The organism is Aquabacterium parvum (genome assembly GCF_001447195.1).
In the GTDB taxonomy this organism is placed as follows: Bacteria; Pseudomonadota; Gammaproteobacteria; order Burkholderiales; family Burkholderiaceae_C; genus Aquabacterium; species Aquabacterium parvum.
The window spans coordinates 86,996-99,626 of sequence record NZ_LFRI01000538.1 but is presented as its reverse complement, the minus strand read 5'-3'; the positions used below and the strand labels follow the sequence as shown (position 1 = coordinate 99,626).

Genomic DNA, 12,631 nt, shown 5'->3' with positions numbered 1-12,631 from the left:
GTCAGGCGTGGGTGGCGGCAGTGGTGGCTTCGCCATCCAGCCAGTCGACCTTGTTCATCTTGCGCACCAGCACGAACTCGTCGCGGTTGGTGCCGATGGTCCCGTAGTAGTTGAAGCCGTAGCTCAACTGGGCGTAGCCACCGATCATGTGGGTGGGCTTGAGCACCACGCGCGTGACCGAGTTGTGGATGCCGCCCCGGGTGCCGGTGATCTCCGAGCCCGGCGTGTTGATGATCTTTTCCTGGGCGTGGTACATCATCACCATGCCCGGGTTGACGCGCTGGCTCACCACCGCGCGGGCCGCGATGGCGCCGTTGGTGTTGAACAGCTCCACCCAGTCGTTGTCGACGATGCCGGCTTTCTTCGCGTCGTCTTCACTGAGCCAGATGACGGGCCCACCGCGGTTGAGCGTGAGCATCATCAGGTTGTCGGTGTAGGTGGAGTGGATGCCCCACTTCTGGTGCGGGGTGATGAAGTTGAGCGCGATCTCCTTGTGGCCGTTGGGCTTGCGGCCGGCGATGTCGTCGAGTGTCTTCAAGTCCACCGGCGGGCGATAGCTCACGAAGCCTTCGCCGAAGGCCTGCATCCAGGGGTGGTCCTGGTAGAACTGCTGGCGGCCGGTGAGGGTGCGCCATGGGATCAGCTCGTGCACGTTGGTGTAGCCGGCGTTGTACGAGACCTTCTCGCTCTCCAGCCCCGACCAGGTCGGCGAGGAGATGATCTTGCGCGGCTGCGCCTGGATGTCGCGAAAGCGGATCTTCTCGTCTTCGCGGTGCAGCGCCAGGTGGGCGTGCTCGCGGCCGGTCTGCTTGGACAGCGCATCCCAGGCCTTGACGGCGACGTGGCCGTTGGTTTCGGGCGCCAGCATCATCACCACTTCGGCGGCGTCGATGTCGGTCTCGATCTTCGGCATGCCCTGCGAGACGCCTTCGTCGCGCACGGTGCCATTGAGCTCGGCCAGTTGCTGGACCTCGTCCTGGGTGTTCCAGCTGATGCCCTTGCCGCCGTTGCCCACCTTGTTCATCAGCGGGCCCAGCGAGGTGAAGCGCTTGAAGGTGTTGGGGTAGTCGCGCTCGACCACGGTGATCTGTGGCGCGCTCTTGCCGGGGATGAGGTCGATCTCGCCCTTCTTCCAGTCTTGAACGCCGAAGGGTTGCGCCATCTCGGCAGGGGTGTCGTGCATCAGAGGCGTCATCACGACTTCCTTCTCGACGCCCAGGTGGCCGACGCAGACCTCGCTGAACTTCTTGGCGAAGCCCTTGTAGATGTCCCAGTCGGAGCGCGCTTCCCAGGCCGGGTCCACCGCGGTGGACAGCGGGTGGATGAAGGGGTGCATGTCGCTGGTGTTGAGGTCGTTCTTCTCGTACCAGGTGGCGGTCGGCAGCACGATGTCCGAGTACAGGCAGGTGGTGCTCATGCGGAAGTCGAGCGTGACCAGCAGGTCGAGCTTGCCTTCGGGCGCCTTGTCGTGCCAGACCACTTCTTCGGGCTTGGCGTCGTCATGACCCAGGTCCTTGCCCTGCACGCCGTGGGTGGTGCCCAGCAGGTGCTTGAGGAAGTACTCGTGGCCCTTGCCGGATGAGCCCAGCAGGTTCGAGCGCCACACGAAGAGGTTGCGCGGCCAGTTGTCGGGGTGATCGGGGTCGGTGCAGGACAGCTTGAGCGAGCCGTCCTTGAGCGAGGCCACCACGTGATCCTTCGGGTCCAGGCCCTTGGCGGCGGCGTCGCGCACCACTTTCAGCGGGTTGGTTTGCAACTGGGGCGCCGAGGGCAGCCAGCCCATGCGTTCGGCGCGCACGTTGTAGTCGATCATGCTGCCGCCGAACTTCGACTTGTCGGCCAGCGGCGAGAGGATCTCGTCCACGCCCAGCTTCTCGTAGCGCCACTGGTCGGTGTGGGCGTAGAAGAAGCTGGTGGAGTTCTGCTGGCGCGGCGGGCGCGACCAGTCGAGCGCGAAGGCCAGGGCCGTCCAGCCGGTCTGCGGGCGCAGCTTTTCCTGGCCCACGTAGTGCGCCCAGCCGCCACCGCTTTGGCCGATGCAGCCGCACATCATCAGCATGTTGATGATGCCGCGGTAGTTCATGTCGCAGTGGTACCAGTGGTTCATGGCCGCGCCGATGATGACCATGGACTTGCCTTTGGTCTTGTCGGCGTTGTCGGCGAACTGGCGGGCCACGGCGATGACCTGGTCGCGCGGCACACCGGTGATCTGCTCTTGCCAGGCCGGGGTGTAGGCGACGTTGTCGTCGAGGGTGCGCGCGCCGTTGTCCACCAGCACGCCGTGGGCGTCGGTCAGGTTGCGGAACACGCCGTAGCTGGCCAGCTGCAGGTCATAGACCGTGGCCACCCACACGTCACGGGCAACGCCCTTGTCCTGCACGGTGACGCGCTGCATGGGCACGTGGCGCAGCAGCACTTCGCCTTGCTTGTTCGAGTTGAAGCCCGGCGAGTCGATGCCGCCGAAGTAGGGGAAGGCCACGACCTGGACATCCGATGCACGCGTTTCGGCGTGCTGCGCGTCTTCCAGCGTCGAGAGCTTGAGCTTGACCTCGCGGCCTTCGCCTGCTTCCTTGGCTTCGAGGTTCCACTTGCCCTGATCGGGGCGGCCATCGGCGCCCCAGCGAAAGCCGATCGAACCCTGCGGCACCACGATGCGGCCTTCGCCGTCATAGGCCAGGGTCTTCCACTCGGCGTTGCTGCCTTGGGGCACGCTGTCGCTCAGGTCGCTGGCACGCAGGTAGCGTTGCGGCACGAGGGCCTTGCCCAGCGGCGTGTCCTGCTCCTGCAGCATCACCAGCATGGGCAGGTCGGTGTAGCGGCGGGCGTAGTCGTCGAAGTAGGCGCTGCGTTGGTCGACGTAGAACTCGCGCAGGATGGTGTGGCCCATGGCCATGGCCACCGCCGCGTCGGTGCCCTGCTTGGGGTGCATCCAGATGTCGGCGAGCTTGGAGATCTCGGCGTAGTCGGGCGTGACGGCCACCGTCTTGGCGCCCTTGTAGCGCACCTCGGTGAAGAAGTGGGCGTCTGGCGTGCGCGTCTGGGGCACGTTCGAGCCCCAGGCGATGATGAAGTTCGAGTTGTACCAGTCGGCCGATTCGGGCACGTCGGTCTGCTCGCCCCAGATTTGCGGGCTGGCCGGCGGCAGATCGCAGTACCAGTCATAGAACGACATGCACACGCCACCGATCAGGCTGAGGTAGCGGCTGCCGGCGGCATACGACACCATCGACATCGCCGGGATGGGCGAGAAACCGAGGATGCGATCGGGGCCGTGCTGCTTGATGGTGTACACGTTGGCCGAGGCGATGATCTCGTTGACCTCGTCCCAGGTGGTGCGCACGAAGCCGCCGAGGCCACGCTGCTTTTGCCAGCTGCGGCGGATGTCGTCGCTGGACATCAGCGCGGCCCAGGCGTCCACGGGCGACTTGGCCACGCCGCGCGCAGCACGCCAGTGTTTGAGCAACTCGCCGCGCACCATGGGGTGCTTGACCCGGTTGGCGCTGTAGAGGTACCAGCTGTACGAGGCGCCACGGGCGCAGCCGCGCGGTTCGTGGTTGGGCAGGTCGGGGCGCGTGCGGGGGTAGTCCGTCTGCTGGGTTTCCCAGGTGACGATGCCGCCCTTGACGTAGATCTTCCACGAGCAGGAGCCCGTGCAGTTCGTGCCGTGGGTGGAGCGCACGATCTTGTCGTGCTGCCAGCGGCTGCGGTAGGCGTCTTCCCAGGTGCGGTCTTCGCCCGTGGTGACGCCGTGGCCGTCGGAGAAGCCTTCTTTCGCCTGTGCGAAGAAGGTCAGTCGGTCCAGGAAGTGGCTCATGTTGTTTGACTCCGTGGTGGGATTGGTCGAATGAGGCGGGGATCAGCAGGGCTGCTCGGCATCGCGGCGGGCGTAGTACCACCAGGTCAGGCCGATGCACAGCACATAAAAGGAAATGAAGATCAGCAGGGCCGCTTCGGGGCCGCCGGTGGCGGCGATGGCCGAGCCGTAGCTCTTGGGGATGAAGAAGCCGCCGTAGGCCGCGAAGGCGGCGGTGAAGCCCAGCACGGCCGCGGCCTCGGTGTTGGCTTCCTTGGTGGCAGCGGCCAGGGCCACCTCGTCGTTGCGAGGAACGGTGCGGGTCTTCTGGTTCAGGAAGATGACAGGGATCATCCGGAACGTCGAGCCGTTGCCGATGCCGGTGGTCAGGAACAGCACCAGGAACATCAGGAAGAAGCCACTGAAGCTGCCATCGTGCGGGCCGAAGGGCGCGGCCCAGGCGCTGCCCGTGGTCTTGGGCAGGAAGAACAGCACGCCTACCACGGCCGCAGCCATGACGACGAAGTTCCAGAGGGTGACCCGTGCGCCGCCGAGCTTGTCGGCCAGCCAGCCGCCGAAGGGGCGGGCCAGCGCGCCGACCAGCGGGCCGATCCAGGCGTAGGCCAGTGGGTTGATGTCCTTGAACTGCGACTTGATCAGCAGCGGAAAGCCCGCGGCGTAGCCGATGAAAGAGCCGAAGGTGCCCAGGTAGAGCACGCACATCAGCCAGTTGTGCTTGTTGCGGAAGATGGCGGCTTGCGCTGCGAACGAGGCCTTCGCATCGGCGATGTCGTTCATGAAGAACCACGACACCACGGAGGCGATGACGATCCAGGGCACCCAGACCAAGGCCGCGTTCTGCGCCCACACCTCGACCTGCTGGCCGGCCTTGTTGACGATGGTCTGCGAGTCACCGCCGAAGACACCGAACACGCCGACCGAGATGATGATGGGGCTGATGAACTGCACCACCGACACACCGAGGTTGCCCAGGCCGGCGTTCACGCCGAGGGCCGAGCCCTTGCGCTCCTTCGGGAAGAAGAAGCTGATGTTCGACATCGACGAGGAGAAGTTGCCGCCGCCCAGGCCGCACAGCAGGGCCAGCGCCAGCATGGTGGGGTAGGGCGTGGTCGGGTCCTGCACCGCGTAGCCGATGCCGATGGCCGGGATCAGCAGCGAGGCGGTCGAGATGGCCGTCCAGCGGCGCCCGCCGAAGACCGGCACCATGAAGGAGTAGAAGATGCGCAGCGTCGCGCCCGAGAGGGCCGGCGCTGCCGCCAGCCAGAAGAGCTGGTTGGTCGAGTACTTGAAGCCCATCTGCGGCAGGTTCACCGCGACGACGCTCCACAGCTGCCAGACCGCGAAGGCCAGGAACAGAGCGGGCACCGAGATCCAGAGGTTGAGCTTGGCAATGGCCTGGCCTTGTGATTCCCAGAAGGCCTTGTCTTCAGGCGTCCAGACGGTCAGCGTGCTGCCGGGCCGTGCGCCTGCTTGGATGGTGGTCATGATTTTCTCCAGTGGAGGAGGTGGCAATGCGGTAGCGGATCAGGCGCGTGAGCCCGAAGGTGAGGTCGATTCACCGCCGATGACGTCGCGGGTGCGCACCTCGGTGAAGTACATCCAGATCAGCGAGACCCAGACCACGCCGTACAGCAGCATGAAAGCGCTGGAGCGGATGCCGGTGAGGTCGAGCAGGTAGCCGAACATGATCGGCAGCACGAAGCCACCCAGGCCACCGGCCAGGCCGACGATGCCGCTGATCGTGCCGATGTTGTCGGGGTAGTCGTTGCTGATGTACTTGAAGACGCTGGCCTTGCCGAAGGCCCAGGCCACGCCGAGCACGGCCATGATGGCGGTGAAGCTGTAGACGTTCAGGCCGATGTGGAAGGTCTGGGGTCCGTTGACGGTCTGGATGGTGAAGTCGGTCTGCGGGTAGCTCAGCAGGAACAGGCAGATCCAGCTCACCCACATCACCCACCAGGTCACCTGGTGCGCGCCGTGCTTGTCAGACAGCCAGCCGCCGATGGCGCGCAGCACGCCGCCAGGCAGCGAGAAGCAGGCGGCCAGCAGCGCGGCCACGCGGATGTCCAGCCCGTACTCGCCCACGTAGTACTGAACCATCCACAGGCTCAAGCCCACGTAGCCACCGAAGACAATGCTGTAATACTGGCAGTACTTGAGCACGCGCGGGTCCTTCAGGGCCTTGAGCTGGGCCATGAAGCCGCCCTTGGACGCCGGCACCACGTGCGCCGGATCGTGCGCGCTGCCCAGCCAGAAGATGATGGCGGTGCCCAGCATGATGGCCGCGTAGATCTGCGGCACCATGGCCCAGCCCGCGGCCACCAGGATCACCGGGGCCACGAACTTGTTGACGGCTGCACCCGAGTTGCCGGCGCCGAACACGCCCATGGCGAAACCTTGCTGCGACTTCGGGAACCAGCGCGCCACATACGGCGTGCCGACCGAGAAAGAGCCACCGGCCAGGCCCACGAACAGGCCCAGCACCAGGAAGTGCCAGTACTCGGTGGCGTGGCTGAGCAGGTAGATCGGCACCACGCACAGCAGCATGGTGATGAACAGCACGATGCGCCCGCCAAAGCGGTCGGTCCAGATGCCCAGCGGCACCCGCACCAGGGAGCCCGTCAGCACGGGCGTGGCCGTCAGCAGGCCGAACTGGGTGGCGGTCAGCCCCAGCTGCTTCTTGAGCGGGATGCCGATGACCCCGAACATCATCCACACCATGAAGCACACGGTGAAAGCCAGGGTGCTGACGACGAGGACCGATATCGCTGTTCTTCTGTTGCTTGTGGACATGGTCAATTCCTTTCCATGTCGCGCAGTGTCAGAAGATCAGCTCTGCGTGGGTATCCTCCTGTGGGGTAGGGGCATCGTTCGAAAGAACTATGCCCGGGGCTCAGGTTTGATCCAGATCAGACGATGCCATCACGGCGGCCTGCACCCGCGAGGTCAGGTTCAGCTTGCGCAGGATGTGCTGCACGTGGATCTTGACCGTCGTCTCGGCGATGTCGAGCGTGCGGGCGATCTCCTTGTTGCTGGCGCCCCGGGCGATCTCGCGCAGGATGTCGCGCTCACGGGGCGACAGGCGCGACAGCGGGCCCGAGGCATGAGCCGAAGGGGCTGCAGAAGCCACGACCCCGCTCGGTTCGGCCGGCGGGGTGCTGACAGGAGTCGCCTCCGTGGCCGACGCCAGGGCCTGCCGATAGGCGGCCACCAGCTTGCCTGTCATCTCGGGCGACACCACCGACTCACCGCGGTGCACGCGCTCGATGGCGTCCACCAGCTCGTTGCCCTCGGCCGTCTTGAGCAGGTAACCGCTGGCCCCGCCGGCGAGTGCGCGCGCCAGGTCGTTGGCGTCCTCGCTGACGGTCAGCATCAGCACCTTCGGCGCCGGCTGCCCGGCCAGCAACTGGGGCAGGGCATCGATGCCATGCACGCCGGGCAGGTGGTTGTCCAGCAGCACCACATCGGGCTGGTGCTGGGCCACATGGCGCATGGCCTCGCCAGCATCGGCGGCTTCGGCCACCACTGTCACACGTTCGTCACGGGCGAGCAGGGCGGTCAGGCCGCGGCGAAAGAGGGTGTGGTCGTCGACCACGATCAGGCGAATGGGCATGGGGAGTCTGCTTGTCGTTTGATGCAGGGCAAATCCCTGCCGAGGACCGCGCGCTTACGCTGCGCGCAACCCGATGAATGACTGGAATTTTGCGACATGAACGCCATCCCTGACGAACTTGCCGATCTGCTGGCCCGCAGCCCCTTGAAGCCCCTCGAGCTTGGCGGGCGCACCATGCTGCCCATTTTCCAGGGCGGCATGGGCGTGGGCGTGTCGGGTCACCGGCTCGCCGGCACCGTGGCGAAATGGGGCGGTGTGGGCACGCTGTCCTCGGTGGACCTGCGCCGCCAGCACCCTGATCTGATGGCGCGCACCACCGGCCTGCCGCAGGACGACCGTGCCAAGCAGGCCATCAACGCCGCCAACCTCGAAGCCATCGACCGCGACATCCGCGCTGCCCGCGAGCTCAGCGGCGGCAACGGGCTGCTGGCGCTCAACATCATGCGCGCGGTCACCGAGTACGCCGCCTCCGTCAAGCAGGCGCTGGCCTCTGGCATCGATGCCATCGTGGTGGGCGCTGGCCTGCCGCTGGACCTGCCCGACCTGGCCAGGGAGCACCCCAAGACCCTGCTCATCCCCATCCTGTCGGACGCGCGCGGGGTGCAGCTCATCGTGCGCAAGTGGGAGCGCAAGCAGCGCCTGCCCGACGCCATCGTCATCGAGCATCCCCGCCTGGCCGGTGGTCACCTGGGGGCGGCCAAGGTGGACGACCTGAGCGACACGCGCTTCGATTTCGAGCGTGTCATCCCCGAATGCCTGGCCTTCTTCCGCTCGGCGGGCATCGAAAAGGACATCCCCATCATCGCGGCCGGCGGCATCCGCAGCCTGGCCGACATCCGCCGCGTGCAGGCGCTGGGCGCCGCCGGTGTGCAACTGGGCACGCCGTTCGCCGTGACCGAGGAGGGCGACGCCCACCCCGAGTTCAAGCGCGTGCTGGCCGAGGCCCGTGACGAAGACCTGGCCGAGTTCGTCAGCGTGGCGGGCCTGCCGGCGCGCGCCGTGCGCACCCCCTGGCTCGACGCCTACCTTAAGATCGAGCACAAGCTGCAGGCGGTGGCGCACGTCAAGTCACGCTGTACCAAGGCCTTCGATTGCCTGGCCCAGTGCGGGTTGCGAGACGGCCTGGCCACCTGGGGTCAGTTCTGCATCGACAACCAACTGGCTGCTGCTTTGCGGGGTGACGTGAAAAAAGGCTTGTTTTTCCGTGGGGCGGGGGCGTTGCCCTTCGGCGACCAGATCCGCAGCGTGCGCGAGTTGCTTGAGCGCTTGATGACCGAAGAAGTCGTGGCGGCGTAGGAAGCCGCCCAACCCGGAGCGCCCCGGGTGGTCCTGGCCAGTGCCTAACGTCGTCTGATGCTGCTTGCTGACCGGTCAGCGTGCCGCCTTTGGTTGACGCCTGGCCACCATAGCGTCCGCCAGGGCCCGCAAGGTGGCCTCGCTCAGCTCGGCGGCATGCGGGTAGACCTCGGTTTCTTCCGCCTGGGCGTGTTTGCGGTAGCTCTTGGCAAAGCCATCCACATCGGGTTCAACGCCACCAGGCGAGTGGCCCGCGGCGACCGCCTCCAGCCAGGGTTGCACCTCGGTCCAGCGTTGCCCCAGCGCATCGTGTTCGGCCTGCAGCGCGTCGATGCGGGCGGTCAGCGTGCTCCGATTCAAGCCGCGCAGGGCCACGAACAGGTTGTCGTCTTCGTCGGCGTGGTGCAGTGGCGCGGCCAGCGTGAAGTAGCGCAGCACCGCCTGCGCGGCCTCGCGTGCCTGCTCATCCACGCCCTGTTGACCCACGTGCGCTTGCAGCCGCTGTGCCAGCGTGGTGAAGCGAACGACCTTCTCGTGGCAGGCGCGTAGAAGGGCCATCGGGTCGTCGATGCGTGGCGAGATGGGCTCGGGGCGACGGGGTGCCACCGGCTCGGCGGGTGAGAAAGGCAAGGTGGGCGAGGGCAGCGGAACACTGGACATGTCGGCATTGTCTCGCGCGGGACCATGCGTGCGCACCTTTTCCGCTCAGCGCGCAGGGAGTAGTCCCACCGAAGGATGTTCTCAGCACGCAAGCCTGCCTAGACTCCAGCGCATGCAAACCCCGTTGCCGACCACCCGACTGGTCGACCCGCACGGACGGGTCATCGACTACCTGCGCGTCTCGGTCACCGACCGCTGCGACCTGCGCTGCACCTACTGCCTGCCCCAGGCCTTCAAGGGCTTTGAAGAGCCCGCCAACTGGCTGAGTCACGAGGAGATGGCCCGCCTGGTGGGCCTGTTCGTGGGCCTGGGTGTGGCCAAGGTGCGCCTGACCGGTGGTGAGCCCCTGACGCGCCGCGCCTTGCCCGAGTTGGCCTCGCGTCTGAGCGCCTTGCCAGGCCTGCAAGACTTGTCCCTGTCCACCAACGGTACCCGGCTCGACCGACTGGCACCGGCCTTGCGTGCGGCGGGCGTGCAGCGCCTGAACATCAGCCTCGACAGCCTGGACGCCGATTGCGTCTCGCGCATCACCGGTCGCGATTGCCTGGCCGACGTGCTCGACGGCATCGCTGCGGCGCGCGAAGCCGGTTTCGATCCCATCAAGCTCAACATGGTGGTGCAACCCGGGGTCAATGATCACGAGATCGAGCCCATGATCGACTTCGCATGCCAGCATGGCCTGGTGCTGCGCCTGATCGAGCCGATGCCCGTCGGCGACACCGGCCGGGCCGCGCCCACGTGTGACCTCACCCGTTACACCGAAGCCCTGGCGCAACGTCGGGGCCTGCTGCCCCAGGTGCTTGGTCGTGGCGCCGGCCCTGCCCGCTACTGGCGCCACCCGGCCAGCGGCATGAGCCTGGGCGTCATCACGCCCATGAGCCAGCATTTCTGCGAAGCCTGCAACCGCGTGCGCCTGGGCGTGGACGGCACACTCTACCTCTGCCTGGGGCAGGACGATCAGGTGCCTCTGGGCCGCCTGCTGCGCGATGGTGCCGATGACGATGCCTTGCGCGCGGCCATCCTGCGCGGCATCGCGGCCAAACCCGCGCGGCACGAATTCAACGAACGGCGTGAGAAGATCGTGCGGTTCATGGCCCAGACGGGCGGCTGAGCGCCGCGTCTAGGCCCTTCTCATGGATCGAGCAGGATCCGCTGGACGCCTTGCAACCATGCCCCAACCTCTTTCAGGCGCGACTTCGGGCGATCCCGTCGATGTCTCGGCGGCTTCCCTTTCCGAAGGCGCTCGGCGTCAGACCACCGCCTGGGCGCGCACGTCCAGCCTGACGCTGGCGCGCAAGCTGGCGGCTGTGGGCTGCGTCTTCCTGGCGGTGGCTTTGGCCACGATTGGCCTGTCGATGTGGGTGACGTGGCAGCTCGAAGGTGGCGCGGCAGCCATCAACGAAGCCGGTCGCATGCGCATGCGCTCCTACCAGCTGGCCCTGCACGCACGAGACCTGCGCGCAGGCCTCGATGGCGCGGCCAAGGCACGCATCGGCGATCGCATTGCCGAGCTGGATGCCAGCCTGACCCTGCTGTCGCGTGGCGATCCACAGCGCCCGCTGGCGGTGCCGGGCAGCGAGCCCGTGCAACGCAGCCTGCGTGCGGTCGAAGCCGACTGGCGTCAGTTGCGAGCGCAAGCGATGGCGCGGCAATCCGACCCCTCGCTGCCCGGGGCCCTCGACATCGAACCCTTTGTCGGGCAGGTCGATGACCTCGTCTCCGAAATCGAGCGCCGACTGGAAGCTCGCACCGTGGCCTTGCACACCTTTCAGGTGGTGATGATGGTGCTGGCGGTGATCAGCGCACTGGCCATCTTGTACGCCAGTCACGTGCTGGTGCTGGACCCGGTTGCCCGTTTGCGCAATGCCTTGCGCCGCGTCGAAGAGGGGGACTTCCAGGCTCGGGTGCGCCCCGGGGCCGACGATGAACTGGGCGAGCTGGCCGAAGGCTTCAACCGCATGACCGAGCGCCTGCAGGCCCTGTACGGAGGGCTCGAAGCCAAGGTCAAAGAAAAAACCCGCAAGCTCGAACTCGAGCAGTCGCGTCTGCGTGCGCTCTACGACGTCTCGACCTTCGTGGCGTCGGCCGAAAACCTCTCGGAGCTGGGGCAAGGCTTTGCCCGGCAGATGCGAGGCATTGCCCAGTCAGACGCGGTGGCCATTCGCTGGTCGGACGAGGCCAATGATCGCTATGTGCTGCTGGCCAGCGACAGCCTGCCGCACATCCTGGCCCGCGAAGAGCAATGCGTGCTCACCGGGGACTGCTTTTGCGGTGATCGCCTGCGCGAAGGTGTCATGCCTCGCATGCGCGTCATCCCCATCGTCGCCGAGCCGTCTTTTGGCGGGGGACATGCCGATCACGCCCCTGTGCAGCGCCGTTGCGAGGCTGAGGGCTACACCACCCTGGTGACCCTGCCGCTGTTGCTGCAGCACCGACTGCTGGGCGAGATCGAGCTGTTCTACCGCGGAGAGGTCGCTTTCTCTGACGAAGAGCGCAGCCTATTCGAAGCCCTGGCCAGCCATCTCGCAGGGGCCATGGAAAGCCTGCGCATGGCCGCCCTGGCGCGCGAATCGGCCGTTGCCAGTGAGCGCCGGTTGCTGGCCCAGGAGCTGCACGACTCCATTGCACAATCGCTGGCCTTTTTGAAGATCCAGATGAGCCTGCTGCGCTCGGCCATGGCCCAGGGTGATCAGCCCGGCATCGATGCCGCCATGGCCGAACTCGACACTGGCGTGCGCGAGAGCTACAACGACGTGCGCGAACTGCTGCTGCACTTCCGTGTTCGCACCGACAGCGAACGCCTGGACCTGTCTCTGCGCGAAACGCTGGCCAAGTTCGAGCTGCAATCGGGCATGCGCTGGCAACTCGATTGCCAGGACGATGGTGTGCCCCTGCCGGCCGACATCCAGATCCAGGTGCTGCACATCGTGCAGGAAGCGCTCTCCAACGTGCGCAAGCACGCCCGAGCCACGCAGGTGCACGTGCAGGTCCGCGCCCACCCGATCTGGGAAATCCGCGTGCGCGACGACGGCCAGGGCTTCGAGCCGGGCAGCATCTCGCCCGATGGCACCCATGTGGGCCTGAGCATCATGCGCGAACGCGCCGAGCGCATCGGAGCCAAAGTGGTGGTGCAATCGGGGGTGGAGGGCACCGAGGTCTGCCTGCGCTTGCCGCCAGCCACCTCAGCGATCGTGCACCCTGCTGAAACCTGATCTGACCCAAGGAAAAGAACGTGGCCCAAGGCCCCC

At 66.4% G+C, this 12,631-nt stretch carries 8 protein-coding genes; 3 read left to right on the top strand and 5 right to left on the bottom strand.

The features are described 5' to 3' along the window. Position 1: 1 nt before the first annotated feature. The 4 genes from ABG80_RS19890 to ABG80_RS19875 all read right to left on the bottom strand — a co-directional run bounded on the left by ABG80_RS19890 (position 2) and on the right by ABG80_RS19875 (position 7,427). Positions 2-3,814, bottom strand: a complete 3,813-nt coding sequence (locus tag ABG80_RS19890) for a nitrate reductase subunit alpha (RefSeq protein ID WP_058089294.1) — start codon at positions 3,812-3,814, stop codon at positions 2-4. Between the two features lie 42 nt (positions 3,815-3,856). Beyond that, the gene (locus ABG80_RS19885) at positions 3,857-5,299 is read right to left on the bottom strand and encodes a NarK family nitrate/nitrite MFS transporter (protein ID WP_058089293.1); all 1,443 of its coding nucleotides are present in this window, start codon (positions 5,297-5,299) and stop codon (positions 3,857-3,859) included. A gap of 39 nt (positions 5,300-5,338) precedes the next feature. Further along, a complete protein-coding gene (locus ABG80_RS19880) occupies positions 5,339-6,607 on the bottom strand; it encodes an MFS transporter (protein WP_058089292.1) in 1,269 nt (422 codons plus the stop codon). A gap of 100 nt (positions 6,608-6,707) precedes the next feature. Next, positions 6,708-7,427: a response regulator gene (locus tag ABG80_RS19875; protein WP_058089291.1), complete on the bottom strand. Its 720-nt coding sequence runs from the start codon at positions 7,425-7,427 to the stop codon at positions 6,708-6,710. A 96-nt stretch (positions 7,428-7,523) separates the two neighbouring features. Between ABG80_RS19875 and ABG80_RS19870 the strand changes: the two genes are divergently transcribed. After that, positions 7,524-8,723, top strand: a complete 1,200-nt coding sequence (locus ABG80_RS19870; protein ID WP_058089290.1) for an NAD(P)H-dependent flavin oxidoreductase — start codon at positions 7,524-7,526, stop codon at positions 8,721-8,723. 75 nt (positions 8,724-8,798) lie between these two features. On the opposite strand, the gene ABG80_RS19865 is transcribed toward ABG80_RS19870, so the two are convergent. Continuing rightward, positions 8,799-9,383: a hemerythrin domain-containing protein gene (locus ABG80_RS19865; protein WP_058089289.1), complete on the bottom strand. Its 585-nt coding sequence runs from the start codon at positions 9,381-9,383 to the stop codon at positions 8,799-8,801. Positions 9,384-9,495: 112 nt separating this feature from the next. Here ABG80_RS19865 and moaA point away from each other — a divergent pair, with 112 nt between their 5' ends. Both moaA and ABG80_RS19855 read left to right on the top strand, forming a co-directional pair. After that, the gene (gene moaA / locus ABG80_RS19860) at positions 9,496-10,494 is read left to right on the top strand and encodes a GTP 3',8-cyclase MoaA (protein WP_058089288.1); all 999 of its coding nucleotides are present in this window, start codon (positions 9,496-9,498) and stop codon (positions 10,492-10,494) included. 58 nt (positions 10,495-10,552) lie between these two features. Beyond that, positions 10,553-12,595 (top strand): type IV pili methyl-accepting chemotaxis transducer N-terminal domain-containing protein, encoded by a 2,043-nt coding sequence (locus ABG80_RS19855; RefSeq protein WP_083506313.1) that lies wholly within the window; start codon positions 10,553-10,555, stop codon positions 12,593-12,595. Positions 12,596-12,631 lie beyond the last annotated feature (36 nt).